24 protein-coding genes and 1 pseudogene are annotated in these 26,782 nt (G+C 62.6%); 12 read left to right on the top strand and 13 right to left on the bottom strand.

Annotation, left to right across the window (positions count from 1 at the left end; all coding sequences use genetic code 11):
- Nucleotides 1-305, top strand: a pseudogene (locus NKJ08_RS31255) (diacylglycerol kinase catalytic domain-containing protein); the annotation flags it as partial.
- 142 nt (nucleotides 306-447) lie between these two features.
- Here NKJ08_RS31255 and NKJ08_RS31250 read toward each other — a convergent pair.
- Nucleotides 448-972, bottom strand: coding sequence for an outer membrane protein (locus tag NKJ08_RS31250; protein ID WP_352784943.1), 525 nt, complete (start codon nucleotides 970-972; stop codon nucleotides 448-450).
- A gap of 323 nt (nucleotides 973-1,295) precedes the next feature.
- Here NKJ08_RS31250 and NKJ08_RS31245 point away from each other — a divergent pair, with 323 nt between their 5' ends.
- Complete coding sequence (locus NKJ08_RS31245; RefSeq protein WP_352526464.1) at nucleotides 1,296-2,873, top strand: DEAD/DEAH box helicase; 1,578 nt, start codon at nucleotides 1,296-1,298, stop codon at nucleotides 2,871-2,873.
- Between the two features lie 90 nt (nucleotides 2,874-2,963).
- Here NKJ08_RS31245 and NKJ08_RS31240 read toward each other — a convergent pair whose 3' ends face one another.
- A complete protein-coding gene (locus NKJ08_RS31240; RefSeq protein WP_352526466.1) occupies nucleotides 2,964-3,857 on the bottom strand; it encodes a LysR family transcriptional regulator in 894 nt (297 codons plus the stop codon).
- Between the two features lie 123 nt (nucleotides 3,858-3,980).
- Here NKJ08_RS31240 and NKJ08_RS31235 point away from each other — a divergent pair, with 123 nt between their 5' ends.
- Nucleotides 3,981-4,865, top strand: a complete 885-nt coding sequence (locus NKJ08_RS31235) for an NmrA family NAD(P)-binding protein (protein ID WP_352526467.1) — start codon at nucleotides 3,981-3,983, stop codon at nucleotides 4,863-4,865.
- Between the two features lie 48 nt (nucleotides 4,866-4,913).
- The gene (locus NKJ08_RS31230) at nucleotides 4,914-5,186 is read left to right on the top strand and encodes a DUF2798 domain-containing protein (protein ID WP_352526469.1); all 273 of its coding nucleotides are present in this window, start codon (nucleotides 4,914-4,916) and stop codon (nucleotides 5,184-5,186) included.
- Nucleotides 5,187-5,276: 90 nt separating this feature from the next.
- Here the strand turns inward: NKJ08_RS31230 and NKJ08_RS31225 are convergent, their stop codons facing one another.
- From NKJ08_RS31225 to NKJ08_RS31200, 6 genes are all read right to left on the bottom strand, one after another.
- Entirely contained in the window at nucleotides 5,277-5,924 is a 648-nt protein-coding gene (locus tag NKJ08_RS31225; RefSeq protein ID WP_352526471.1) for a YiaD family glycine zipper/OmpA-like lipoprotein, read from the bottom strand.
- Between the two features lie 174 nt (nucleotides 5,925-6,098).
- Nucleotides 6,099-6,467, bottom strand: coding sequence for a GFA family protein (locus NKJ08_RS31220; RefSeq protein ID WP_352526473.1), 369 nt, complete (start codon nucleotides 6,465-6,467; stop codon nucleotides 6,099-6,101).
- A gap of 185 nt (nucleotides 6,468-6,652) precedes the next feature.
- Complete coding sequence (locus NKJ08_RS31215) at nucleotides 6,653-7,039, bottom strand: hypothetical protein (RefSeq protein WP_352526475.1); 387 nt, start codon at nucleotides 7,037-7,039, stop codon at nucleotides 6,653-6,655.
- Nucleotides 7,040-7,520: 481 nt separating this feature from the next.
- A protein-coding gene (gene prfB / locus NKJ08_RS31210; RefSeq protein WP_156948021.1) for a peptide chain release factor 2 occupies nucleotides 7,521-8,652 on the bottom strand; the annotation gives its coding sequence in 2 pieces (ribosomal slippage) (nucleotides 7,521-8,585 and nucleotides 8,587-8,652; 1,131 coding nt in all).
- Nucleotides 8,653-8,803: 151 nt separating this feature from the next.
- Nucleotides 8,804-11,260: a penicillin-binding protein 1A gene (locus NKJ08_RS31205; protein ID WP_352526477.1), complete on the bottom strand. Its 2,457-nt coding sequence runs from the start codon at nucleotides 11,258-11,260 to the stop codon at nucleotides 8,804-8,806.
- Between the two features lie 213 nt (nucleotides 11,261-11,473).
- Nucleotides 11,474-12,736: an N-acetylmuramoyl-L-alanine amidase gene (locus NKJ08_RS31200; RefSeq protein ID WP_352526478.1), complete on the bottom strand. Its 1,263-nt coding sequence runs from the start codon at nucleotides 12,734-12,736 to the stop codon at nucleotides 11,474-11,476.
- A gap of 648 nt (nucleotides 12,737-13,384) precedes the next feature.
- Here NKJ08_RS31200 and NKJ08_RS31195 point away from each other — a divergent pair.
- A complete protein-coding gene (locus NKJ08_RS31195) occupies nucleotides 13,385-16,375 on the top strand; it encodes a ribonuclease E/G (RefSeq protein ID WP_352784939.1) in 2,991 nt (996 codons plus the stop codon).
- Nucleotides 16,376-16,470: 95 nt separating this feature from the next.
- On the opposite strand, the gene NKJ08_RS31190 is transcribed toward NKJ08_RS31195, so the two are convergent.
- Entirely contained in the window at nucleotides 16,471-17,418 is a 948-nt protein-coding gene (locus NKJ08_RS31190; RefSeq protein WP_352526482.1) for a glutaminase, read from the bottom strand.
- Nucleotides 17,419-17,429: 11 nt separating this feature from the next.
- Nucleotides 17,430-18,578: a pyridoxal phosphate-dependent aminotransferase gene (locus NKJ08_RS31185; RefSeq protein WP_352526484.1), complete on the bottom strand. Its 1,149-nt coding sequence runs from the start codon at nucleotides 18,576-18,578 to the stop codon at nucleotides 17,430-17,432.
- 145 nt (nucleotides 18,579-18,723) lie between these two features.
- Between NKJ08_RS31185 and NKJ08_RS31180 the strand changes: the two genes are divergently transcribed.
- From NKJ08_RS31180 to aat, 6 genes are all read left to right on the top strand, one after another.
- Complete coding sequence (locus tag NKJ08_RS31180; RefSeq protein WP_352526485.1) at nucleotides 18,724-20,118, top strand: M48 family metalloprotease; 1,395 nt, start codon at nucleotides 18,724-18,726, stop codon at nucleotides 20,116-20,118.
- A gap of 70 nt (nucleotides 20,119-20,188) precedes the next feature.
- Nucleotides 20,189-20,992 carry a DsbA family protein gene (locus NKJ08_RS31175; protein WP_352526487.1) on the top strand — a complete coding sequence of 268 codons (804 nt, stop codon included), beginning with the start codon at nucleotides 20,189-20,191 and terminating at the stop codon, nucleotides 20,990-20,992.
- A 163-nt stretch (nucleotides 20,993-21,155) separates the two neighbouring features.
- Entirely contained in the window at nucleotides 21,156-21,590 is a 435-nt protein-coding gene (aroQ, locus tag NKJ08_RS31170) for a type II 3-dehydroquinate dehydratase (RefSeq protein WP_352526489.1), read from the top strand.
- A gap of 26 nt (nucleotides 21,591-21,616) precedes the next feature.
- Nucleotides 21,617-22,075 carry an acetyl-CoA carboxylase biotin carboxyl carrier protein gene (gene accB, locus NKJ08_RS31165; RefSeq protein ID WP_352526490.1) on the top strand — a complete coding sequence of 153 codons (459 nt, stop codon included), beginning with the start codon at nucleotides 21,617-21,619 and terminating at the stop codon, nucleotides 22,073-22,075.
- Between the two features lie 19 nt (nucleotides 22,076-22,094).
- A complete protein-coding gene (gene accC, locus NKJ08_RS31160; protein ID WP_352526492.1) occupies nucleotides 22,095-23,438 on the top strand; it encodes an acetyl-CoA carboxylase biotin carboxylase subunit in 1,344 nt (447 codons plus the stop codon).
- 15 nt (nucleotides 23,439-23,453) lie between these two features.
- A complete protein-coding gene (aat, locus tag NKJ08_RS31155; protein ID WP_352526493.1) occupies nucleotides 23,454-24,071 on the top strand; it encodes a leucyl/phenylalanyl-tRNA--protein transferase in 618 nt (205 codons plus the stop codon).
- Nucleotides 24,072-24,083: 12 nt separating this feature from the next.
- Here aat and NKJ08_RS31150 read toward each other — a convergent pair whose 3' ends face one another.
- The 3 genes from NKJ08_RS31150 to NKJ08_RS31140 all read right to left on the bottom strand — a co-directional run bounded on the left by NKJ08_RS31150 (nucleotide 24,084) and on the right by NKJ08_RS31140 (nucleotide 25,544).
- Entirely contained in the window at nucleotides 24,084-24,452 is a 369-nt protein-coding gene (locus NKJ08_RS31150) for a hypothetical protein (protein ID WP_352779627.1), read from the bottom strand.
- 91 nt (nucleotides 24,453-24,543) lie between these two features.
- Complete coding sequence (locus NKJ08_RS31145) at nucleotides 24,544-25,020, bottom strand: DUF2155 domain-containing protein (RefSeq protein WP_352779625.1); 477 nt, start codon at nucleotides 25,018-25,020, stop codon at nucleotides 24,544-24,546.
- A 125-nt stretch (nucleotides 25,021-25,145) separates the two neighbouring features.
- Nucleotides 25,146-25,544: an NADH:ubiquinone oxidoreductase subunit NDUFA12 gene (locus tag NKJ08_RS31140; RefSeq protein WP_352526498.1), complete on the bottom strand. Its 399-nt coding sequence runs from the start codon at nucleotides 25,542-25,544 to the stop codon at nucleotides 25,146-25,148.
- Between the two features lie 258 nt (nucleotides 25,545-25,802).
- Here NKJ08_RS31140 and NKJ08_RS31135 point away from each other — a divergent pair.
- On the top strand, nucleotides 25,803-26,782 hold a 980-nt coding region (locus NKJ08_RS31135; RefSeq protein WP_352784932.1), incomplete at its 3' end, for a PAS domain-containing protein.

The raw sequence follows: 26,782 nt of genomic DNA, 5'->3' as shown, positions 1-26,782 counted from the left end.
GACAAATTACTGTGCCGGGCCCCGGCCCTATCAGGCCGCGCGGGGGAGCGCTGGTGGCTCTGCCCCCGGTCTGAGGGTTGCTGCCGCCCCGCGGGCGCGGCGCGCTGCTCTCCAACAAGGCGATCGTGCGTTTCGACATTCTGGAGCCGGAAAAGCGGCCGGTGAATGCCGCCGCCGACCACACCGAGGTCAAGGCGGTGACGACGGTCACGGTGAGGGAATCGCCGACGGCGACGGCGACGCTGCTGTTTGATCCCAACCATTCGTGGAACGAGCGCATTCTCGCCGAACAGTTCAGGTATTGAACAGACCGTGCAAATAAAAACCCGGCACGAGGCCGGGTTCCTATTTGACAACACAAGACTGTTGCGGCGGCCGATCGTTGCGATCAGAACTTGTAATTCAAGCCGATGACTCCGGTGTGTATGCGGACCTTTGCTTCGACATTCAGGCCGGTGTCGACAGTATAATCGCCCTTGCCCAGATCGGAAATATTTGTATTCGCCCTTGAGCGACCAGTGATCGGTAAAGGCATATTCCAGGCCCGCCCAGGGTCCAGCCTGCTCTGGTTTTCGAGGTGCCGTTGGTCCCGATCGGACCGCTTGTGCTAATCTCAACAGTGCCGAAGCCGAGACCGCCGGTACCGTAGATCAGCAGCCTATCCATCGCATAGCCAATTCGGCCACGCAGCGATCCGAGCATCTTTACATCGGAATCGCAAGAGAAAGCGGCGTTCGGACAGGCCGTGCTCCCATCGATGTGGGCGGCGGAGATGTCCGCCTCGACGCCATAGACTATATTTCCGCTCTGGAAATTGTAACCGGCCTGGACGCCGCCCAGGGCGCCGCTGCCATCATGATCAGCCGTCCCGCCAACAGTATATTCCCAGTCTACTTTGCTGCTGCCACCGCCGACATGTGCGCCTAGATAGAGGCCCGTCCAGTTATACGTTGATGCGACCGGCAATTCCACGACATCGGCCGCGATCGCCGGAGTCAAGGCCGCTGCCAGAAACGCAGCGGAGACTTTGGGGTGTGGTCAGAATGAATGCACCCTGGCGTTGCTGATCTGCAACACCTGCGCTGGTGCGAGAATGTCGCCTTCCTGAAGAGCGGGCCATCGACGAGCGGTAACCATCGCGATTAAGGTTACGACTTCACAATCGCGCCAATGCCGCCCGTTTGTGTTGACAAATCGTGGGCTTGCGCCTACCTGCAATACTAATCTTGCAGGCGCGCGGCGCTTGCCGCGACTGCTTATGTTGCGCCCCCGAACCAGCCAAAGAACAGCCAAACTTGTCCTCAGACACCCAGATCGCTCAAGAAGCGTTGACCTTCGCAGACCTCGGCCTGTCGCCGAAGGTCCTTTCCGCAGTTACCGATGCCGGCTACACCGAGCCGACGCCGATCCAGGCGGGCGCCATTCCGCATGCCTTGCTCGGCAAGGATATTTTGGGCATCGCCCAGACCGGCACCGGCAAGACGGCGTCCTTCGTCCTGCCGATGCTCACCCGGCTGGAAAAGGGCCGTGCCCGCGCCCGCATGCCGCGCACGCTGATCCTCGAGCCGACGCGCGAGCTTGCCGCGCAGGTCGAAGAGAATTTCGTCAGATACGGCAAGAACCACAAGCTCAACATCGCGCTGCTGATCGGCGGCGTGTCCTTCGACGAGCAGGACAAGAAGCTCGAGCGCGGCGCCGACGTGCTGATCGCGACGCCAGGCCGCCTGCTCGACCATCGCGAGCGCGGCAAGCTCCTGCTCAATGGCGTCGAGATCCTCGTCATCGACGAGGCCGACCGCATGCTCGACATGGGCTTCATCCCCGATATCGAGCGTATCTGCGAGATGATCCCGTTCACCAGGCAGACGCTGTTCTTCTCGGCGACAATGCCGCCCGAAATCACCAAGCTCACCGAGAAATTCCTGCACGCGCCGGTGCGCGTCGAGGTGTCGAAGGCTGCGTCGGCCGCCACCAACATTATTCAGCGGCTGGTGAAATCCGGGCCAAAACCCTGGGACAAGCGCGAGACGCTGCGCAATTTGATGAAGGCCGAGGATGCCGAGCTGAAGAACGCCATCATCTTCTGCAACCGCAAGGTAGAGGTGGCGGAGCTTTTCCGCTCGTTGCTGAAATATGATTTCGACGCTGGCGCCCTGCATGGCGACATGGACCAGCGCGCGCGCATGCAGATGCTGGCCAATTTCCGTGACGGCAAGCTGCGCTACCTCGTCGCTTCGGACGTCGCGGCGCGCGGCCTCGATATTCCCGACGTCAGCCATGTCTTCAATTACGACGTGCCGATCCACGCCGAGGACTACGTCCACCGCATCGGCCGCACCGGCCGCGCCGGACGCTCGGGCAAATCCTTCACCATCGCGACCAAGTCGGACACCAAATACATCGACGCCATCGAACGGCTGATCGGCACCAAGATCGAGTGGCACGACGGCGACCTGTCGACGGTCGTCGCCAGCGAGGGCGGCGAAGATGAGGCTCCGCGCCGTGGCCGCGGCGCGCCACGCCGCGCCGGGCGCAAGGACGACGCTAAGGACAGGGGCGAGCGCAAGCCGCGTGAACGCCACGCCAAGCGCAGCGAGGAAGCGGCGCCGGAAGCGGTTAGCGAGGAACAGCCGGTCGTGGCCGAAGCCGCGGTCGCAGACACCGGCGAGCGGCACGCCCGCAAGGAGGCGATCCGCTCCGAAAACAGCGAGCGCAAGGCTTCGCCCGATCGCAACGAACGGCGCGCGCCCGAACGCGGCGACACCAGGCCGCAGCGCGAGCGCCCTGCCCGCCAGCGGCAGGAAGACAATGACGCGACCGTCGGCTTCGGCGACGACATGCCGGCCTTCATGCGGATCGTCGCCAAGGTCTGAGACTGCAACGCCTGCGCGTCGCGCGGACGCGCAACTCCTTCCAGATGACACCCTTCCGGGCAAATTTCCGGGGCTGTGCATCGCTTCGCCCTAAAGGTTCTTGAGCTCCAGGCGGGACGCCAGCAGATCCAGAAAAGCGCGGACTTTGGCGGAGGAGGATCTGCCTTCCGGCCAGACGGCGTGTATCGGCACCGGCACCGGCTCGAATTCGGTTAGAACCAGCTCCAGGCGGCCATCGTCCACCAGGTGTTTTATCTGCCAAAGCGGCGAGTAGCCCAGACCCAATCCGTGAACCGCGGCTGCATAGATCGATATCATCAAATTCGACCGGAAAGTGCCCGCGACCTTCACCGGCCGAGGCTTGCCTTCAATCTGAAACATCCATTTGCCCGGGCGGCCGTCAGCGGTTCGTACGATGCAATTATGCTCAGGCAATTCAAGCGGATGGGCCGGTCGGCCGCTTTGCAGAAAGTAGGAAGGCGCGCCGAACACGACGCGCCGCAACGCTCCCAGCCGCTTCGCCCGCAGACTGGAATCCGGCAAATTGCCGATCCGGACTGCCAAATCGAGGCCCTCGGCATCAAGATCGACAAATTCATCGGAAAGCTGGAGGTCAACCTCAACCCGGGGATATGTCCGCATATAATCGGCGATGACCGGCACGAGGAAATCCGGGCCGAACAGAACCGGGGCACTCACGCGCAGAGTGCCTGACGGCTCCGATCGTCGGTTGGCCGCCTGAAGCCTGGCTTCGTTTATTTCCTCGATGGCGGGTTTGATGCGCTGGAAAAAAGCCGCTCCGGCTTCGCTCGGCGTCGAGCGGCGCGTCGTTCTGTGCAGAAGCTCAACCCCGACAGCATGCTCCAACGTCGCCAAGGACCGGCTGACTGACTGCAGCGAGCGGTTCAGCCGCCGTGCGGCAGCCGTCAAGCTGCCGTGCTCGACAATGGCAATGAAGGCTTCAAAATCGTCTATCCGGCTCATCGCAGGGTTTCTCCCGAAAATCGGGAGAAACTATCGCAAAATCGATCAATTGTAACGCAGTTCGCTACATTTTATCTTCCCTGCAACAGGTCCGAAAGGCAGATTTGAGGGAAGGAGATCGTCATGCGAACATCCAGTCCAACCGTCCTGGTCGTGGGCGCCGCAGGCCGCGTTGCCGGTTTGGTGGTGCCTGAACTCGTCCGCCGCAATGCCAGGGTTCGAGCGCTTGTTCGTGACGCCGCGGCCGCCGAAAAAGCCCGGAAAGCCGGCGCATCCGAGATCGCGACCGGAGATCTGCGCAACCATCAGAGCCTTGAACATGCCGTCGAAGGTGTCGACGGTGTCTTCCACATCGGACCGGCCTTTACTCCCGACGAAGCCGCTATGGGGGTTGCCATGGTTGAGGCGGCGGCGCGAGCAGGCGTTCGGAAATTCGTCTTCTCGTCGGTAATCCAGCCCACCAATACGAGACTGGAAAACCATGCGAGCAAGGTGCCCGTCGAAGCTGCCCTCTATTCGACGAACATGGACTACACCATTCTGCACCCTGCCAATTTCATGCAGAATATCGCGGCGGCCTGGCCATCCGTCGTCGAGCATGGCGTTTTCTCGGAGCCGTTTCCAAAGACGGCGAGGCTGGCTCGCGTCGACTATCGCGATGTGGCTGAAGTGGCGGCGATCGCACTGACCGAAGCGCGTTTGTCCTATGCGACACTTGAGCTGTGCGCCGACGGTATGCACAGCCGCGAAGAGGTCGTTGCCATGATGAGCGAAGCGCTTGGCCGGCCCATTTCAGGAGGCGAGCCGACATTTCAAGACTGGGCGGCGAAAGCCCGCCTTCCCTATACTGACCGCCAGTTGCAGATGCTGGCCAAAGTACACAGCCACTACGCCAAATACGGACTCGGCGGGAACAGCCTGACGTTGCGCGCCGCCCTTGGCCGCGAGCCGCGTTCGCTGCAAAACTTCATTCGGGAACTGGCGCTGCAGATGGCATATGCCGCCTGATCGTCCTCACAAAAGCGCTTACGCACATTTTCTGATTGGGAGATTTCGATGCAAGCATCACCGGACCGAACCTTCAAGTTGAGAAAGCTGCCGCCCTCCTACGGCGCAGTGGTGATGCCGTTCGTTCTTTCGATCCTGATGTCCTCGATTGTCTCGGCGGTTTCGACGGCAATCGGCGCAGGCTGGACGAACGGGTTTATAGCGGCCTGGAGCTATGCATGGGGCGCTTCATGGCTTGTTGCGTTTCCCAGTCTGCTGATTGTGCTTCCGATCGTGCGCCGGATCGTTGCCGCGATTGTCGATCAGCCGGCGCGGTCCTGACATCACGAACGAAGGACCGCCGGCTGCCGGCGGTCCGGCATAACCATAGGACGGCCTCTTGCGGGGCCGCTCTCGGTTCATGCGCTTCCCTCAGGTGAGTGGCGACAGCTGGATCTCGACGCGGCGGTTCTGAGCCCGGCCGGCAGCGGTCGCGTTGGAGGCGATCGGACGCGTCTTGCCGAAGCCGGTGACGGCGAAGCGGCGGGAATCGACGCCCTGCCCGGACAGATAGTTGGCGACAGCCAGGGCGCGGCGCTGCGACAGGTCGAAATTGTGCTCGTCGCCACCGGTCGAGTCGGTGTGGCCGAACACGTCGACCGTGGTCTGCCGGAACTTCTTCAGCACAAGGCCCACCGAATTCAGCACCGGATAGAAACCGGGCTTCACCGCGTCCTGGTCGACGTTGAAGGTGATGTCGGACGGCATGTTGAGGATGATCTGGTCGCCGGTGCGGGTGACGCTGACGCCGGTGCCCTCAAGCTGCCGGCGCAGTTCGGCCTCGTTCTGGTCCATGGTGGCGCCGATGGCGCCGCCGGCAAGCGCACCGATGCCCGCGCCGATCAGCGCATTGCGGCGGTCGTTGCCGCCGGCAAGCATGCCGAGCCCGGCACCCGCCAGCGCACCGAGACCGGCACCGGCAGCGGTGTTGGAAACCTTCTGCTCCCCGGTGTAGGGATCGGTGGTGCATGCGCTCACGAGCACAGCCGTCGCCACGACGGCGAGCACGATTTTTTTCATATGGTGGTCCCTCTCCATTCCACGGCCGCGTAACGGCGCACCGCATCAGCCCTTCCAGCGACTTGTAACATGAAATGCGGCGAAAAACGGAACAGCAAAAGCCGCTGCTGCAGCTTTCCCCGGCTCAATTCCACACGGCTGCAGCGGCTCGCGCGACCACCGCAATTCGACCGGCTACCAGAGATTCTTGCCGTCGATGACCACCACTTCGACCTTGTCGAGATCGAAATCGTCGAACAGCCGCGAATTCACGCTGATCTTCGGATTGTCGAAATTCGGCTCGCCTGTCGACCAGTCCGGCGTTTCGGTGAAGGTGCCGCAGCCGCAGGTGACGCAAAAGCCGTGTTTTACGGTTTTCGATCCCCATTGGTAGAAAGAAACATTCTCCGGCGGGCTGGTAAGCCTGAATTGCGAGGGGGCGTAATAGGCCCACAACGAACCGCGTTTCGAACAGAAGGAGCAGGTGCATTGCGTCACCGTCTGCGGCGCTTGCGAAACCTCGAACGTCGTCGCCTTGCAGTGGCAGCTCGCCTTGATGGTCATGAACGATCCTCCCAATTGCCCGCCGCCCCTACGGCAAAGGCAACATAAAGAAACGGTCCTGACAACTCTCTGTCAGCAGACCTGTCGTCTGCAATGCGCAGGTTCCCAATCGATGCATGTCGATGCCAAAACCGCTGCACACGCTTGGTCAAGCCCAAGGGCAGGCCTCGGCGACATACATCAAACTAAAAGGACGATGGTGGCACGAACAGGCAGATGGTCCTTCCGTCATTGGCGCCGGCAACGGAGCACCAGTGATATTCGCCGTCGGGCGAATTCTTGATGCGTTTGTCGCTGTAGGCCACGACTTCCCCCGTCCCCTTGATGACATAGCCCTCGGGGCGTTCGCTGATCGATGTCTGGGAGACCTCGCGGCAGTCATAGCCAGAGCAGCAGGAGAACGGATAGCTCCAACCTTGCGGCATAGCCGCGGTCGGCTTGGCATCATGCGCCAGAGCAGGCGCCGCAAATGGAATGGCGGCAGCAATCAAAACCACTGCCGCGACAAGTGAATTCAGGAGTCGGCGCGCCGTGCGGGCGACTGGGGCCGGTCTGGTTGTGAGAGCAGGCATGAGCGCAGTTCCTATCAACGGTTGTCAAGCATTTCGCTTGCCCGTTCCCGGAACGTGTCTTCCCAGTGGCCGGATCGTCAGGTCGCAGATACGCCGCGTCCGGCCATAAATGCTTTTTTCCCCCCCAGCCATTGAATGCTGTGCTGATTCCTTTGTTGGCGCAAGGAATTGCTGTCGCAAACCGAACGCCGACCTCTGCAGCCGGAACCAGCCTGCCGCACTGATTGACGAGACCTGGCCTGATCAATCCCCGGCAGCGGGATCGCCAATAACGGCATTCGGCTCGCAGTGGTTCCGGGCTGGGCGCCGGCAGGCCTGAAGCATCCGCGTCAAAAAGCGGAAACCAACTTTGGGAAATTCGATGAAAAACAAAGTTGTAGAAGGACAGGTAAGTTCAAGTTGAGAGCCGGTCACTCTCGCGCGATGGCCGTAACTCTCGCGTGATGAACCCACATTCCTGCCGGATTGGTGCCCGGCGGCCTCAGTCGATGTCTGCCACCGTCTCGCCAGCGCCACCCTCGATCCGCTGCGACAGCGAGGCTTCCATGAAATCGTCGAGGTCACCGTCGAGCACGCTCGACGGGCTGGTGCTCTCGACGCCGGTGCGCAGATCTTTCACCAGCTGATAGGGCTGCAGCACGTAGGAACGTATCTGGTGGCCCCAGCCGATATCGCTCTTCGACGCTTCCGTGGCGTTCGCCACCGCTTCGCGTTTCTTCAGCTCTTCCTCGTAAAGCCGCGAGCGCAGCATTTCCCAGGCCTTGGCCTTGTTCTTGTGCTGAGAGCGCTCCGCCTGGCAGGCGACCGCGATGCCGGTGGCGAGATGGGTGATGCGGACCGCCGAATCGGTGGTGTTGACGTGCTGGCCGCCTGATCCCGAAGAACGATACGTGTCGATACGGACGTCGGATTCGGAAACGTCGATGTCGATCGTATCGTCGATGACGGGATAGACCCAGACGCTGGCGAAGGAGGTATGGCGGCGCGCATTGCTGTCATAGGGCGAAATACGCACGAGACGATGCACGCCGGATTCCGTCTTCAGCCAGCCATAGGCGTTGTGGCCCTTGATCAGCAGCGTGGCGGACTTGATGCCGGCTTCTTCGCCGTCATGCACTTCCAGCACCTCGACCTTGAAGCGGCGGCGCTCGGCCCAGCGCGTATACATGCGCAGAAGCATCGAGGCCCAGTCCTGGCTTTCGGTGCCGCCGGCGCCGGCATGGACTTCGAGATAGCTATCGTTGGCGTCCGCCTCGCCCGACAGCAGCGTTTCGATCTGCCGCGCCTTGGCCTCGCCGCGCATCGAGCGGATCGCCGCTTCGGCCTCGGCGACGACGCCCTCGTCGCCCTCTTCCTCGCCAAGCTCGATCAGGCCGATATTGTCTTCCAGCGCCTGGGTGAGGCCTTTGACCGCGGCAATGCCTTCCTCGAGGCCCTGGCGCTCGCGCATCAACTTTTGCGCTTCCAACGGCTCGTTCCAGAGGCTCGAATCCTCGGCACGGACATTCAGGTACTCAAGCCGCTTTATGGCTTGGTCCCAGTCAAAGATGCCTCCTCAGCAGGGTTATCGCCTGCCTGATCTCGTCGACAATATTTTGCGTTTCCGCGCGCATGGCTGGCTGTTCTGTCCTGTTGCTGAATGGCGGCTTGGTGGCGCGATACATAGGGACGGCACCGTCCCCTGTAAAGCACCGGCCCCTGTAAAGCGGAATGGGCCGTCTCGACCATGATCGTCAAGCCGGGCCCGACCGAATGTAACGATTGTCAGTAGAGCCCGCCGCCGCCCGACTGGATGGCCTGGTTGGCCTGCGGCGACAGCGCCCCGCCGGTGGCGTTGGAGCCGTCCGCACCCATGCCGATCACCCAATAGCTGTCGGCGGGACCGGTACCCGGCTTGAAGGCTTCGATGATGGTTCCGGCGTCGCCCGCGCTGGCCCGCATGCCGGTCTTGCGATTGATCGCAATCAGCTTCATGCCTTCGGGAACCTTGAAGTCGACATTGGGCGTGCCGTCCAGCGCCACGCGCATAAAATCCTTGAAGATCGGCGCAGCAAGGCCGCCGCCGGTCGCGCCTTTGCCAAGACCTTTCGGCTGATCGTAGCCCATATAAAGGCCGACAACGAGGTTCGGCGTATAGCCAATGAACCAGGCATCCTTTTCGTCGTTGGTCGTTCCGGTCTTGCCGGCGATGTGACGACCGAGCTCGTTGATGGTGGCGCCGGTACCGCGTTGCACGACGCCCTCCATCATCGATGTGATCTGATAGGCGGTCATCGGATCGAGCACCTGCTCGGAATTATCGACCAGCTCCGGCTCGGGCTGGTTCTGCCATTCGGCAGCGTTGCAGTTTTCGCAGCCGCGTTCGTCCTGCCTAAAGACGGTCTTGCCGTAGCGGTCCTGGATACGGTCGATCAGCGACGGCTTGATCGACTTGCCGCCATTGGCCATGATCGAATAGGCCGACACCATGCGCATCACCGTCGTCTCGCCGGATCCCAGCGCCATCGGCAGATACGGCGCCAGATGGTCGTAGACGCCGAAACGCTCGGCATATTCCACGACCAGCTTCATGCCCATATCGTTAGCAAGCCGCACCGTCATTAGATTGCGCGATTTCTCGATGCCGGACCGCAAGGTCGCCGGACCAGCCACCGTTCCGTCGTAATTCTTGGGCGTCCAGGTCGTGTTGCCGCTCTGGATGGTGATCGGCCCGTCCATGATCACCGACGCGGGCGTGTAGCCATTGTCGAGGGCGGCCGAATAGACGATCGGCTTGAACGACGATCCCGGCTGGCGCATGGCCTGCGTCGCCCGGTTGAATTCCGACTGCGCGTAAGAGAAACCGCCGACCATGGCGAGGACGCGTCCGGTATGCGGATCCATGGCGATCAGTCCGCCTTCCACTTCGGGAACCTGGCGCAGGCTGTAGCTGTTGTCCGAACCCTCGTTCTTCTGCACGAAAATCACGTCGCCCGGCTTCAGCACGTCCGCCGGCGACCTCGCCTTGACGGTCTTGCCGTTTACCACGTGGCGCATGGCAAAGCTCATGTCTTCCCGGCTGACGGTGCCTTCGACGCGGTCCTTGACGATTTCGCCGGAGATCTGGCGCGTCGGCTGCAGGCCGATGGACAGGCCGGTGGCCGAGCTGTCGAGCACGACGGCAAGCGACCATTCCGGCACGTCCTCCAGTCGCTTGACGTTGCCCAGTGGCACGCCCCAGTCGCCGGAAACGTCGATGCTCGTGACCGGCCCGCGGTAGCCGCGCAGCGTATCGAACTTCATAAGACCGTTCTGCATGGCCTTGCGGGCAATCAGCTGCATCTTTGGATCGAGCGTCGTACGGACGGAAAGGCCGCCCTCGTAGAGCGCATTCTCGCCATAGCGCGCGATGATCTGGCGACGCACTTCCTCGGTGAAATATTCCCCGGCGAAGAGATAGTTGCCCGTACGGCGCGGCGTGACGCCGAGCGGCTCGGCCTTGGCCTTCTCGCCTTCTTCATGCGTGACGTAACCGTTTTCGACCATCTGGTCGATGACCCAGTTGCGGCGCTCCAAGGCGCGATCGGCATGCTTGAAGGGATGGTAGTTGTTCGGCCCCTTCGGCAGAGAGGCGAGATAGGCGGCCTCGGCCACGGTGAGCTCGTTCACCGATTTGTCGAAATAGGTGAGTGCAGCACCGGCGACGCCATAGGCGCCGAAGCCGAAGAAAATCTCGTTGAGGTAGAGCTCGAGAATGCGATCCTTCGAGTAGGCCTGCTCGATGCGGAAGGCGAGGATCATCTCCTTGATCTTGCGCTCGTAGGTCTGGTCTGAAGACAACAGGAAGTTCTTCGCCACCTGCTGGGTGATCGTCGAGGCGCCGACCTGGCGCTTGCCCGAGCCAAGATTCTGCAGGTTGACAATGATGGCGCGGCCAAGGCCGGTCACGTCGATGCCGGGGTGATTGTAGAAATTCTTGTCCTCGGCCGACAGGAAGGCCGCCTTGACACGATCCGGGACCGCCTGAATCGGCAGATAAAGCCGCCGCTCGCGCGCATACTCGGCCATCAGCGCGCCATCCGACGCATGGATGCGGGTCGTCACCGGCGGTTCGTATTTGGCCAGCACCTCGTAATCGGGCAGGTCCTTCGACAAATGGCTGATATAAATTGCCACGCCCGCCGCGACCAAAAGGGCCAGCGTCGTGCCGATGCCGAAGAAATAGCCAATGAGACGAATCATACCCGCTCCAGTCCTTGGTTCGGGAATTTCCTAAACGAAGCCGCCCTTCGCGCAAGCTTTCGGGACGATCCCAACCCGTAATCGCAAACCCATGTCGCGACCATGTGGGCAAAATACGGCAGCGTGGAATTTCGGTCTCGAATGCCGAAAATAAAAGCACTGGGTGTTGTCGCCGTGCAACGCTGCCTCAGGTTGTGGGCGATGGCGGGCATTTCAGCCTCCGGCCCCCGTTCCGCTCCTGGCCGAAGCGAACAGCGCAACGGCGTTGGTTATGCTCTGGGTGGCCTTGCTGCGCCAATCGGCGCTGAGCAACTGCGCCTCGTCCTTGGCGTTCGACAGATAGCCGAGTTCGACCAGCACGGACGGAACGTCCGGCGCCTTCAGCACCTTGAAGCCGGCAGAACGCTGCGGGTTGTTAATCAGGCCGACGCTGGTGGAAAGCTGGCCGACAAGAGTGTGGGCGAAGCTCATCGAAAAATTATGCGTCTCGCGGCGGATCAGGTCGATCAGGATATCGGTCACTTCCTTGTTGTCGTCCTTGATCTCCATGCCGGCGAACTGGTCGGAAAGATTTTCACGGTCGGCAAGCGCCTGCGCCTGCGGGTCGGAAGCCTTGTCGGACACGGTGTAGACGGTTGCGCCGCGAATGCCCTTGACGCTGATCGTGTCGGCATGGATCGAGATGAGCAGGTCGGCCTCATGCTGGCGGGCAATGCGCACGCGGTCGTCGAGCCGCAGGAACACATCGGTCTCACGCGTCAAGAACACGTCGTATTTGCCGCTGGCGGCGAGCTTGTCGCGCAGTTCCATGGCAAAGGCGAGCGTCACGTTCTTCTCGACCGTACCGTTCAGGCCTTCGGCGCCGCCGTCGATGCCGCCATGGCCCGGATCGATGACGACGGTGAAACGATGGCCCGGATTGGAGACCGGCCCAGTACCGACCCTGCCGGCCTTGTCGGCGGAGACCGTCGAGCCGGTGGTCAACGCCTGATTGGCAAGCGCTGCATCGAATTCCCGCTGCGATGCCGCTGACATGTCGACGGCGATGCGGTAGCCGTTGCCGTCATCATTCTTTAGCACGTCGAGATTGTCGACGGCGAACGGTCCCTTGCCGGTGAGAATCAGCCGCGATTTCCCCTTGCCGAGATCGCCATAGCGCACGGCGCGGACAAGGCCGCGCGGCTTCACATCCTTGGCATTGAGGGCGAATCTCGTGGCCGGCAGATCGATGACCAGACGATCGGGGCCGCGCAGCAGGAACCATTTGATATCGGGCTCGCGGTCGAAATTGATGACAATGCGCATCTTGGTCGCATCGCCGGCCATCTTGTAGCTTGTCGCGCCGAGCGGTGCGTCGGCAGCACGCGAAAGCGGCGAAAAGACCAGGCAAGCCAGGATCAGCGGCAGCAGGCAAGCGGCGCGGAAGAACCAGCCTCCATTATGACGGCCCTTGTCTGCGAAGCCTGCCAGTCCCATCTTTCTACCGGTCGCTCCCGTTTGGCGTCATGACCGATTGACTGTCGAAGTGACGGTCAGGCCGCGAACTCGATTAACGATTGGTATCCAGAGAAGGTTAACCAAGCCTTTTCATGGAAGGCGTGAGACCTCTGCTTCCCCTGCGGAACGGCTTTTTGCCGGCATCGGGAATCGGGGTTGCCTTCCAACCCGCCAAATCATAAAAGCGATGGTGGATCACTGCAATCCTGGAACCGTCCTCCTCCGCAGCTTCCTGCTACAGGTCAGACGCAAGACGGCTCCTTTCGCTTCAGGCGAAGAAGGCATCGGTGATCGCGACGATTTTCGCAGGCGTGCTCCCGTGGCGGGGGAATCGCCTGCGTGAGCAAAACGGCCGGGATTGTCCCGTGCCGGCTCTGTATGAGCAAACAAGCTGGTCCGGTTTTTCCCGGGCTTTGGTTCAAAAGGTTCTGCTGGTTACGATGGCTTCAAGCGCAATCATGGAAAGGTCCGCAACAAACCGCGCCACTACGGCTGCGGGCGGCACCGCCATGGCGCTCAGGCAGCGGCCGGCGGACGTTCAATTGTCCGGCACCCATGTTCCAGGTCCACGGCAGCGGGCATTGCCCCGCAAGCTGCGGCCGACGGCTGCCGGGGGGAAACGAAATAATGCCCAACAAAATGCTGATAGACGCCTCCCACCCGGAGGAAACACGCGTTGTCGTCGTTCGCGGTAACCGTATCGAAGAATTCGACTTTGAATCCCAGGACAAGAAGCAGCTCAAAGGAAATATCTATCTCGCCCGCGTAACGCGCGTCGAACCCTCCCTTCAGGCAGCCTTCGTCGAATATGGCGGCAACCGTCACGGTTTCCTCGCCTTCAGTGAAATACACCCCGACTATTACCAGATTCCGGTCGCCGACCGTCAGGCGCTGCTGCGTGCGGAAGCACAGGAAGCCCAGGACGAAGAGGACGAGGAAGCCGCCGAAGGCGAGGACCGCCAGAACCGCGACCGTGGCAAGCGCGGACGCCGGCGCGGCGGCAAGAGCCGCGACCGTGGCGAGCACAGGCGCGAGGCAGGCGCGGCCGACGGTGAGAATGGCGAGAACGGCGAAGATTCCGTCGCAGAAAACCTGGATGCCGCTACCGACAATGGCGACACCATGTCCGACACTGCCGGACAGAGCGAGGATGCCACCGGACAGAGTGATGAAGTCGTCGATCGCGGCGAGACCGAGCCGTCCGAAGGCGGATCGAGTTCCATCGCCGCCAGCGTCGATGCCGACGTAATCTCCGAAGCCGTCCCACAAGTCGAGACAAGCGGGGCCGAGACAAGCGGCGAAGCGACGTCCGAAGACAATGACCGTGGCATGCTGGAAGAGGTGCAATCCTCGCATCCGGACGATCACGAGGTCGAATCGGTCGGTGCCGAGGACGCGCTGGAAGAAGTGCGCAACCGCCGCAAGCCGGTCCGCCGCCAGTACAAGATCCAGGAAGTGATCAAGCGCCGGCAGATCCTGCTGGTGCAGGTCGTCAAGGAAGAGCGCGGCAACAAGGGCGCGGCTCTGACTACCTATCTGTCGCTGGCCGGCCGCTATTCGGTGCTGATGCCGAACACGGCGCGCGGCGGCGGCATTTCGCGCAAGATCACCAATGCGCAGGACCGCAAGCGGCTGAAGGAAGTGGTCGCCGATCTCGAAGTGCCGCAAGGCATGGGTGTCATCCTGCGTACGGCCGGCGAAAGCCGCACCAAGGCAGAGATCAAGCGCGACTACGAATACCTCATGCGGCTTTGGGAAAACGTCCGCAATCTGACGCTGCAATCGACGGCCCCTGCCCTGGTCTATGAGGAAGGCAGCCTGATCAAGCGCTCGGTGCGCGACCTCTACAACAAGGACATCGACGAGATCCTGGTTTCCGGCGAAGAAGGCTACCGCGAGGCCAAGGACTTCATGCGCATGCTGATGCCGAGTCACGCCAAGGTGGTTCAGCCGTTCCGCGACACGACGCCGATCTTTGTGCGCAACGGCATCGAAGCGCAGCTCGACCGCATGCTGCAGCCACAGGTGACGCTGAAGAGCGGCGGCTATATCATCATCAACCAGACGGAAGCGCTGGTCGCCATCGACGTCAATTCGGGCCGTTCCACCAAGGAGCACTCGATCGAGGACACCGCACTCCACACCAATCTGGAAGCCGCCGAGGAAGTCGCCCGGCAATTGAGGCTGCGCGATCTCGCCGGCCTGATCGTCATCGACTTCATCGACATGGAGGAGAACCGCAACAACCGCTCCGTCGAGAAGCGGCTGAAGGATCACCTCAAGAACGATCGTGCCCGCATCCAGGTCGGCCGCATCTCGCATTTCGGCCTGATGGAGATGTCGCGCCAGCGCATCCGTGCCAGCGTTCTGGAATCGACGATGAAGCCTTGCCCGCATTGCGGCGGCACCGGCCATGTGCGCTCCGATTCGTCGGTCGCGCTGATGGTGGTGCGAGCGATCGAGGAATTCCTGCTCAAGGATTCGCGCAGCCACATCACGGTGCGGACGCCGGCGGCGACGGCGCTTTATGTGCTCAATCACAAGCGCGGCACACTGGTGGAATTCGAGCACCGCTTCGGCGTGACCATCACCATCGAAGCCGATGACACAGTCGGAGCGCAGCATTATGCCATCTTCCGCGGCGCGCTGGCCGACAAGCCGGAAGGCTTTGTCGAGGCCCGCGCGTTCCCGGCCTATGTCGAGCCGGAAGAACCCGAGGACGAGATCGTCATCGAGGAGGAAGACGAGGCACCGGTGCAGGCTGAGCAGCCACGCACTGCCCAGCAGCCGCAGCAGCCAAGGTCCGGCGAGGACGGCGAAGGCCGCGATCGCAAGCGCCGCAAGCGCCGCAGGCGGCGCGGCGGCAAGGACCGCGAACATGGGGATCGTGAACACGGGGACCGCGAACATGGCGATCGCGAGCACGGCGAGCGCGAGCTTGGCGCTCCTGTGGAAGGTGCTTCCATCTCGGTGCCGACGGACGACGCCCTCGTAGCCTCCAGCGATCAAGGCGCCGAAGCGGAACGTGAAGCGCCGGCCGGTGTTGCCGAAACGGTGGAGGCGGCGGACGACGGTCACGGCAAGAAACGCCGGCGCGGCAAGCGCGGCGGCAAGCGCAATCGCCGTGAAGACGGCGAAGACGGCGTCGAAGCCAGCGCCGGCGAGCCGGCCGACATGGCAGAAGGCGCCGGGTCGGAAGCAGAGCCCGTGACCGGCGAGCCGGAAGGGGCGCCGCCTGCCGAAGAGCTTGCGGCGCGTGCTCCGGCGAACGACGACACGCCGAGCGCCGAAAAGCCAAAGAAGCCGCGCCGTGCCGCCAAGCCGAAGAAGGCTGCGGCGGAAGCAGTTGCCGAGATTGCGGGCGCCGAGACATCGGCTGCCGAGGCCGCGTCGGTGGCTTCCGACGAGACCCCTGCGTCGGTGTCGCAGGAGACCGAAGTGGCGGCTGCCAAGGAAACGCCGAAGGGCCGGCCGTCGCGGCGCAAGCCCGCACCGGTGGATGCTCCGGTCGTGCCGGTCGTCTCCTCGATCGTCCCCGACGAGGCAAAGACTGAGGAGCCAAAAGCCGAGGAGAAGCCGAAGCGTGCCGGCTGGTGGCAGCGGAAGGGCTTTTTCTAAGCCTTTCCGTAGCTTATCTTGATTTTCTGACAAAGAATCCCGCGCAGCCCAATCGGCGGCGCGGGATTTTTCTTGTCCGATTCCGGGCGACAACACTATGGCGCGAAGATCGACCAGTTCATCGTTTTCGCCAGTTTTTCCAGCGCGATCGAACCCAGCCTGGAATTGCCGTTGGCGTTGAGGCCAGGCGACCACACGGCAAGCGAGGCGACGCCCGGCACGATCCCCAATATGCCGCCGCCAACACCGCTCTTGCCGGGAATACCGACGCGGAAAGCGAAGTCGCCGGAGCCGTCATAGTGGCCGCAGGTCAGCATCATCGCGCTGATGCGGCGGGCGCGCTCGGCTGAGACGACGGAATGCCCGGTCGCCGGATTGTTGCCGCCATTGGCGAGAAAGCGCCCGGCCAGAGCCAGTTGCCGGCAGCTCATGGCGATCGCGCAATGGTGGAAATAAACACCCAGCGCCAGCTCCGGCGCGTGGTAAAGATTGCCGAATGATTTCATGTAGTTGGCAAGCGCGAAATTGCGAAAACCGGTGGCGCGTTCGGAAGCCGCGACCTCGCGATCGATAATGATCGTATCGTCATCGGCCAGGAACTGGATGAAGCGCAGGATCTCGCCGATCGCCTCGCGCGGCTGGTGGCCGGCGAGCAGGATGTCGGAGACGACGATGGCGCCGGCATTGATGAACGGATTGCGCGGAATGCCGTTCTCATGCTCGAGCTGGACGATCGAGTTGAACGGGTTGCCCGAAGGCTCGCGTCCGACCCGCTGCCACAGTGCGTCGCCGACATTGCCGAGCGCCAGCGTCAGCGTGAACACCTTCGAAATGCTCTGGATCGAAAACGCCTCGTCGGCGTCGCCCGCGGTCAGCACGCGGCCGTCATTGGTCACCGCGGCAATACCGAATTTTTTCGGGTCGATCTTGCCCAGCTGGGGAATATAACTGGCAACGTCGCCGCGATCAGTACGCTCCGCCATTTCGGCGGCCACCTCGCGCAACGCCTGTTCAAGTTGGGGCGCCTGTTCAAGCTCCGGCATCGTCGCCCCCGCTACTTCAGCCAGCGTTCGATACGCGCCATCGCCTCGACCATGTCGTCGTGGCTGCCGGCGTAGGAAAAGCGCATCGTGCGATGGCCCTGCAACGGATCGAAATCGCGGCCGGGTGTCGCCGCCACATGCGCCTCGGCCAGCATCCGGCGCGCAAACGCCATGCTGTCATTGGTGTGCCGGGTGACATCGCAGAAGGCATAGAAGGCGCCGTCCATGGGCGCGGCCAGCGCAAAGCCGAGTTCCGGCAGGCGTTTCATCAGCAACTCGCGGTTCCAGGCGTAACGCGCCTTCACCGCTTCCAGCTCTTGCGTCGCCTTGAACGCTTCGATCGCGGCAATCTGTGACAGTTCGGGCGGCGAGATATAGAGGCTCTGGGCGATGCGTTCGACCGGCCGTACGAGTTCCTGCGGCAGCACCATCCAGCCGATACGCCAGCCGGTCATGCAATAATATTTCGAGAAGGAGTTGATCACCGTCACATCCGCGCCGAAAGAAAGCGCCGTCGTGTCGGGCGCTGCATAGGCCAGCCGATGGTAGATTTCGTCTGAGATCACAGCGATGCCGAGCTCTTGCGCCATCTTGACCAGCGCCTCGAGATCGCCGGCCGGGATGACCGCGCCGGTCGGGTTGGCCGGACTGGCGAACAGCACGCCCTTCAGCGGTTTTTCGCGGTGCGCGTCTTTCAGGTGCTCGGCATGGAGATAGGCGGCGCCGTCGAGTTCGATCTCGGCGATGTCGATGCCGAGCGCAGCCAAAATGTTGCGATAGGCCGGATAGCCGGGCGCGGCGATGGCGACGCGGTCGCCTGGATCGAACATTGCCAGGAAAGCAAGGTTGAAGGCGGCGGACGATCCGGTGGTGACGGCTATCCGCTCGGGCGAAACATCAAGCCCATAATGCTCGCCATAATGCGCCGCGATCGCCTTGCGCAAGCCGGCGAGGCCCAGCGCGTCGGTGTAGCCGATGCGGCCTGCTTTCAAGGCATTGGCCGCCGCTTCGCGAACCCCGGCCGGCGCCGGGTCGGAGGGCTGGCCGACAGCCATGGAAACGACCGGCACGCCCTTGGCCTTCAGCCGATTCGCCTCGGCCAGGATGTCCATGGCGTGGAACGGCTCGACCGCGCCGCGGCGCGAAAGCGAAACAACCATTTTTCAATCCACCACACTTGTCCGCACGTGCCGGCCATGCTCGCCGCGCCGCACAAATGCCCGATTGATGTGGGGATCACAAGTTCGGTAAGTTTAAGGTGCCGACTTTTCATCCTTCGCCCGCTCGTCTACCAGTGGACCTGCCATGTTGAGCCGACCCAAATCGACGATCGCCAGGACAGCGCGCTCTTTCGCGACGCTTTCGCTTGCCGCGGTGGTCGCTATAGCCGGCTCGGTCAATGCGTTTGCGCAGAATGTGCCGGTGGTGCGCGATGCCGAGATCGAGGCGCTGGTGCGCGATTACGCGCGGCCGATCTTCAAGGCAGCAGGCTTGTCAAACGATGCCATCAACATCGTGCTGGTCAACGATCAGAGCTTCAACGCCTTCGTTGCCGGCCGTCGTCTGTTCATCAACACCGGCGCGCTGATGACGGCCGAAACGCCCAACGAGATCATCGGCGTCATCGCCCACGAGGCCGGCCATATCGCCGGCGGGCACCAGCAAAAATTGCGCGAACAGCTCGAGCGCGCCAAGACGATGGCGATCCTGGCGACGCTGCTTGGCGCCGGCGCCATGGTGGCCGGCGCCACCAGCAACAGCCGCGGCCTCGCCGGGGCCGGCATGGGCGTGATGGCCGGCGGCGGCGAGATGGCGCAACGCAGCATCCTCGCCTATCAGCGCACCGAAGAGATGACCGCCGACCGTTCGGCAATCGCTTATCTCAATGCTACCGGCCAGTCCGGCATGGGCATGCTGAAGACGTTCAACCGTTTCCAGAACGCATTGTCGCTCTCGGGCGCCCATGTCGATCCCTACAGGATCAGCCATCCGATGCCGCAGGAGCGTATCGCCAATCTCGAAGTGCTGGTGAAGCAGAGCCCTTACGTCGACAAGGTCGACCCGCCGGCACTGCAGCAGCGCCACGACATGATGCGCATCAAGATCGCCGCCTATATGCAAGGCCAGGCAGCGGCGTCGCGATTGATGCGCAAGAACCCCGGCAGCCTCGCCGCGCGCTATGGCGACGCGCAGATGACTTATCTTTTCGGCAATCTGGCCTCGGCGCTCACCAAGACCAACGCGCTGATCAAGGAACAGCCGAAAAATCCCTATTTCCAGGAATTGCGCGGCGACATCCTGATGAAGGCGAACAGGCCGAAGGATGCCGCGGAAGCTTATGCCAAGGCGGTCAGCCTCGATCCGGCGCGATCCGGGCTGCTGCCGGTCTCCTACGGCCAGGCGCTGATGGCCATCGGCACGCCGGATTCGCTGAAGAAGGCAGTGGCGCAGATCAACACCGGCCTCGGGCGCGACCGCGAAAACGCCGCCGGATACCGCTATCTGGCACAGGCCTATGGCGAACTCGGCAATATCCCGGCCGCCGAGCTCGCGACCGCCGAAGGGCATTTCTATTCCGGCGACTACAAGAACGCGAAGATCTTCGCCATGCGGGCGCAGCAGAGCATGAAGCGGGGCGAGCCGGGCTGGCTTCGCGCGCAGGACATTATAAACTACGCACCATCAGGTAAGAAGAAGTGAACCTTTCGGACGCACGCTGCGACACAGCCGAACCGAGCGGACCCGAACACAGGCAAGAGGATCGAGGATCATGAACAAGGCAATCCTGCTGGGCACTACCGGAGTGGCAGCCGCTCTCGCCATGCTGGCGTTCGGCTTCGTCGCCGGAAATCCGCAGACGGCGAAGGCCGGTACGGCGCAGCTTGCCCAGACGGCATCCTCGGAAACCAAGCTCGACCGCACCGAAGTCGAAGGCATCGTCCGCGACTATCTCCTGAAGAACCCGGAAGTGCTTCTCGAGGCCCAGCAGGCGCTCGAGGCCAAGCAGAAGGAAGAGCAGCGGCTCGCCAGTCTCGGCGTCATCAAAGACGCCAAGGACCAGATCTTCAACTCCGCCTTCGACGGTGTTGTCGGCAACCCGAACGGCAAGGTCACCATCGTCGAGTTCTACGATTACAATTGCGGCTACTGCAAACGCGCCATCGAGGATATGCAGGCGCTGACCAAAGCCGATCCGGACCTGCGTTTCGTGCTCAAGGAGTTCCCGATCCTCGGCCCGGATTCGCAGAAGGCGAGCGTCGTCTCGATGGCCTTCCATTTGATGAAGCCGGAGAAATACGGCGAATTCCACAACGCGCTGCTCGGCGGCCAGGGGCGCGCCACCGAGGCAGCGGCGATCAAGGTGGCGCTGTCGCTCGGCGTCGACGAGGCGGCGCTGCGCGAAAAGATGAAGGACCCGAGCATCACGGAGGCCTTCTCCAAGACCTATGATCTCGCCACCAAGCTCGCCATCACCGGAACGCCGTCCTACGTCGTCGGCAACGAGGTTGTGTTCGGCGCGCTTGGACAGGAAGTGCTGGCCGAAAAGATCGAGGCGGTAAAGGCCGCGCTCTGATTAGCTTCCGAGTTTCGATTAGGCTGGGGGTTTCTGGCGCGGGCCGTTTTCCGGCTGTTGTGGACGGCGAAAGAACGCACTTGCGCTCTTTTCGCCAGCGTCTATGCCCATTATAGAGGGTCCGGCGCGCCGGCTTAGCCGCGCCGGGAAAGGTCGGCATTTTTTGAAAACGGTTTTCGTCCTGAACGGCCCCAATCTCAACGCGCTCGGCAAGCGCGAGCCGGGCATCTATGGCGGTAAGACGCTTGCCGCGATCGCCGACGACTGCAAGCAGGCGGGTGCCGCACTTGGGCTGGAGATCGATTTCCGCCAGTCGAACCATGAGGGCGACCTCGTCGACTGGATCCAGGAGGCCGCCGACAAGGCCGTCGCAATCGTCATCAATCCGGGCGCCTACGGCCACACCTCGATTGCCATTCACGATGCCATCCGCGCCGTCGCGCCGCTGCCGGTCGCTGAGGTGCATCTCTCCAACATCCACGCGCGGGAACCATTCCGCCACGTCTCCATGGTCGCGCCGGTCGCTGTCGGCATGATCTGCGGGTTCGGGCCGCTCGGCTACACGCTGGCGCTGCAGGCGCTGGCTGCACGCCTATGACCGGCCAACAAACAGAAGGCTCGAAAATGTCGATAAAGAAGAACGGTGTTGACCAGCAGCTGATCCGCGATCTGGCGGGCATACTGAACGACACCAACCTGACCGAGATCGAGGTCGAGCTGGGTGACCTCAAGGTGCGCGTGTCGCGGCAGGCGCCGGCGGTCCATGCGGTCGCCGCAGCGCCGCCGGCCTATGCGCCGGCAGCCGCGCAGCCTGCGGCAGCCGCCGCACCGGCAGCGGCCGAAATGTCGAAGAACGCCGTCGCCTCGCCGATGGTCGGCACCGCCTACCTGTCACCGTCGCCCGACGCCAAGGCGTTCATCGAAATCGGCCAGAAGGTCAAGGAAGGCCAGACGCTGCTGATCATCGAGGCGATGAAGACGATGAACCAGATCCCCTCGCCGCGCGCCGGCACGGTGACGGCGATCCTGTTCGAAGATGCGCAGCCGGTCGAATATGGCATGCCGCTCGTCGTGATCGAGTAGAGCCGGGAACAGGCGAAAGATGTTCCAGAAAATCCTCATCGCCAATCGCGGCGAAATTGCCCTCAGGGTGCTGCGCGCCTGCAAGGAGCTCGGCATCCAGACGGTGGTGGTGCACTCGACCGCCGACGCCGACGCCATGCATGTGCGTCTCGCCGACGAGAGCGTCTGCATCGGTCCGCCGCCGTCGCGCGACAGTTATCTCAACATCCACCAGATCGTCGCCGCCTGCGAGATTACCGGCGCCGACGCGGTGCATCCCGGCTACGGTTTTCTGTCGGAGAACGCCAAGTTCGCCGATATCCTGGCCGCGCACAACATCACCTTCATCGGCCCGACCGGCGACCATATCCGCATCATGGGCGACAAGATCGAGGCCAAGCGCACGGCAAAGCGCCTCGGCATCCCCGTGGTGCCCGGTTCCGACGGCGCGGTCACGGAGGAAAAGGAAGCCAAGCGCATTGCCGCCGAGATCGGCTATCCCGTGATCATCAAGGCGTCGGCCGGCGGCGGCGGGCGCGGCATGAAAGTGGCGCATAGCGAGGCCGACCTCGAGGTCGCGCTGCAGACGGCACGCTCGGAGGCGGGTGCGGCCTTCGGCGACGATGCCGTCTATATCGAGAAGTATCTGCAGAAGCCGCGTCATATCGAAGTGCAGGTGTTCGGCGACGGCGCCGGGCGCGGCGTGCATTTCGGCGAGCGCGACTGCTCGCTGCAGCGCCGCCACCAGAAGGTCTGGGAAGAGGCGCCCTCGCCGGCGCTCAATGCCGAGGAGCGCGCCCATATTGGCGGCGTCTGCGCAAGGGCGATCGCCGATCTCGGCTATTCCGGGGCCGGCACCATCGAATTCCTCTATGAGAACGGCGAGTTCTATTTCATCGAAATGAATACGCGCCTGCAGGTCGAGCATCCGGTGACCGAAGCGATTACCGGCATCGACCTCGTGCACGAGCAGATCCGCGTCGCCTCGGGCGGCGGGCTTTCGGTGCGCCAGGAAGATATCCGCTTCCACGGCCATGCCATCGAATGCCGCATCAATGCCGAGGATCCGCGCACCTTCACCCCCTCGCCCGGCACCATCACCCATTTCCACACGCCGGGCGGGCTCGGCATCCGTGTCGATTCCGGCGTCTATTCCGGCTACAAGATCCCGCCCTACTACGACAGCCTGATCGGCAAGCTGATCGTGCACGGCCGCAACCGCGTCGAATGCATGATGCGGCTGCGGCGCGCACTCGACGAATTCGTCGTCGACGGTATCAAGACGACGCTGCCGCTGTTTCGCGACCTCGTCGGCAACGCCGACATCGCCAACGGCGACTACGACATCCATTGGCTGGAAAAATACCTGGCCGAAGGCGAGTGACACAGGGCCGACGCGATGACCCGTCCCTACGCACCCGGCTATCGCATCCCGACCGACCTTTTGCTCAAAGCCTATGCCTCCGGCGTCTTCCCGATGGCCGAAAACGCCAGTGACCCCGAAGTGTTCTGGGTGCGGCCGGAGACGCGCGGTATCATCCCGCTCGACGGGTTCCACATACCGAAGAGCCTGAGGAAGACGATCCGCAAGAACCCGTTCGAGTTCCGCATCGATTTCGATTTCGAGGCGACGATCGACGCCTGCGCCGAAAGACGCGAGGAACGGCGGTCGACCTGGATCAACGCGCCGATCCGCGAAGCCTATGTCGAGCTGCATCGGATGGGCCATTGCCATTCCGTCGAGGCCTGGCACGACGACCGGCTGGTCGGCGGCCTCTACGGCGTATCGCTCGGCCGCGTGTTTTTCGGCGAGAGCATGTTCGCCAGGGAGACCGACGCCTCGAAGGCTTGCCTCGTTCACCTCGTCGAACGATTGAAGGCGCGCGGCTTTGCGCTGCTCGATACGCAGTTCACCACCGAGCATCTCAAACGTTTCGGCGCAATCGACGTGCCGCGCGGCAAGTACGAGAAGATGCTCGCCGAGGCACTGAAGGGCGAGGCTGTGTTTTTTCCGTGATCCAGCGGCCGGTCAGCCTTTCGCTGCGATCTCCAGCGGCGTCTGTGCGTGGAACATCATCTTCCAGCCATTGACGCGGTGGACATAGCCGGTGCTGACCAGCGCCGCATAAGGTTCGCCATTTTGCCGCGTCGCCCGCGCCTCGTAGGTCAGCATGACGATGTCGCTGCCCGGCTCGATGATGCCCTTGAGGTCGATGTCGAGATCGCGCCAGCGGTTCGGGTCCGTCGCGGTTTCGGCAAGATCGCTATTGCTCATCGCTTGCGCCATTTGCGGGAAGGCCACCAGGCACTCGGTGTCGGCATTGGCCTTGAAATAGGCCGTGTCGCCGGTCCAGAATCCCTTTTCGATGTCGAGAAGCTCGTTCTTGTTGGCCATCATCACGGCAACCTCCTCCGTAGACAGGCCCCAACGCACGGACAACAAGGCGGTTCCGCAAGGCGCGGTGTATCCGCCGCCGCGCTGACAGACTCTAGTTGGTTTTGGGGGCAGCGGGCGCCGGCACGTCGGACTTCTGCTTGCAGCCCTTCAGCCAGATATCATAGACGGCGTGCTCGACGGCGTTGATCCCGGGGCTTTCGGCAAACATCCAGCCGGTGAAGATACGGCGGATTTTCCGGTCGAGCGTGATCTCGTCGACCTCGACGAACGAATCCGTCTTCGGCTCTTCGTTTTCCGGCCGCGAGTAGCAGATGCGCGGCGTCACCTGCAAAGCACCGAACTGCACCGTCTCGTCGATATAGACGTCGAAGGTGATGATACGGCCGGTGATCTTGTCGATTCCGGCGAATTCAGCAACGGGATTGGTGACGCGGTCGGATACTGCGGGTGCTGCAGGCGCCACCGGCGCGTCCGGCGGCGCCAACTCCTGCGCAGCAGCAAGCGTAGCCGTCGAAGCGACGACGGCCGCGGTTAGTCCGCCTGTCAAGATTCGGCTGAACATGTTCATGCAAAGTCCGGTGGTTTGCGCCCGGGTGATTCTCTTAACGCCAAGGCTAGTTGCTGCTGTCGGATCAGCAAACAGCTAAACAGCAATTGTGGCGACAAAGGACCGTGCCGTATCTCGGCGATCGATCACGAACCGGGCGTCCAGGCGTCGTAATCGCCCGTCACCTGCGGGCGATGCTGATTGGTCAGCACCGAGCCCTTCGGGCGATAGGCTGCGGGGCTGCCGGTGAGGTTCGGCAAATGCTGCTTTTGCCAGTCGCGCGGCTTGTAGTCTTCGCTTGGCGGCGCGACGTCGACCCGGTGATGGATCCAGCCATGCCAGCCGGGCGGGATCGCCGAGGCCTCCGAATAGTTGCGGTAGATGACCCAGCGGCGGGTGCGGCCTTCTGAGTCGACGCCGCCCTCATAGTAGACGTTGCCGACTTCGTCCTGCCCGACCATCTTGCCGTGCCGCCAGGTATGGAAGCGCGTTCCCAGCGTCTGGCTGTTCCACCAGGTGAAAAACTGCAGAAGGAAAGTTTTCATCCAAATCCTCGTGGCAAGTCCTTGTAGCAAGTCCTCGCGGCGGCTGCGGCGGCGCCTGTTCCTGCTTATGGCGTCATGGCATTACGAAGGCAAGGGTCTTGCCGCAACTGACGAGCAAATGGCTGGCGGGGAAGCGATGCGTTTTTGGGATCTTCGCGACCGCCCGAAGCAGATGAAATGGGTTGTTGGCAACCTTACGCGGCGTTATTCTAGGAGTTGATGCTTCGTCGCCTCAAGGGCGGCAAATGAGAGGGGCTCATGTCATCGCTGGCGGGCACGGCCGGTCGCGCATTGCCGCAGGTCGTTGAGGCGATCTACGATTCGATTGCCGATGTCGACCGCTGGCAGGCGACACTCGAGGCCATCTGCAGCCTGGCGGAAGGCCAGCTTGCCATGCTCGCCGTCATCGATACGATCAGCAGCTCCGCGCGGTTTTCGGTATCCTGCGGCGATCCCGCAGTTCTTGAGCCGTTGAAGCATGACTACGGCTCGCAAGTGCCGTTCTATGCGGCGGTTCCCAAGATGGAGATCGACGTGCCGTTCACCGTCGATTCGATCTACGCCCTGCAAGGTCCGGATACGCGACAGAGATGGCTCGAAAGCCGCATCATGCGCGAATGGGTGCAACCCAACCGGCTGGACGATTTCTTCTGGGTGGCGTTGATGAAGCGGCCGACCCGGATCGGCACGCTGATGGTGGTTACCGACAAGGACAGGCGCCAGATTTCCAGCGAGGATCTCGAGCTTGTCTGCCTGCTGGCGCCGCATGTGCGGCGTGCGGTGACCATCGGCGACCTGTTCGAAGCCGAGCGGCGCAAGGCCGAAATCTTCCGTTCCATCATCGAAAGCCTCGACCATCCGGTGCTGATCGTCGCTGAAGACATGACCATCATCTTCGCCAACCCGTCAGCCGAAGCGCTGCTCGCCGAAAACATTTCGGTCGCTTGCGTGCGCGGCCAGCTTTCCTTCACCTACGCCAACGCCAATGCCGCGATCGGCCGCGCCGTCCAGCTCGGCACGCGCGACGAATTCGCGCTCGGACCTTGCGGCATCAACATTCCCCTGGCCAGGACGGTCGTTCCGGCGGTGGCCCATGTCATGCCGCTGGCGCGGCGTGAAATCTCGGCGCGCATATCGCAGCGCGCCGCCCGGGGCGTGATAAAAGGCCCCCGGGGGTGCGGACCCATTACAGGGCGGGGGGGCCATGCGGTGCCGGGTGTCCGCTCCCGCGCGTCACC

Origin of the sequence: Mesorhizobium sp. M0244, assembly GCF_040321795.1 — a bacterium.
Classification (GTDB): domain Bacteria; phylum Pseudomonadota; class Alphaproteobacteria; order Rhizobiales; family Rhizobiaceae; genus Mesorhizobium.
Note: the sequence above shows the minus strand (reverse complement) of the source record. Positions and strands in the feature narration are given on the sequence as shown.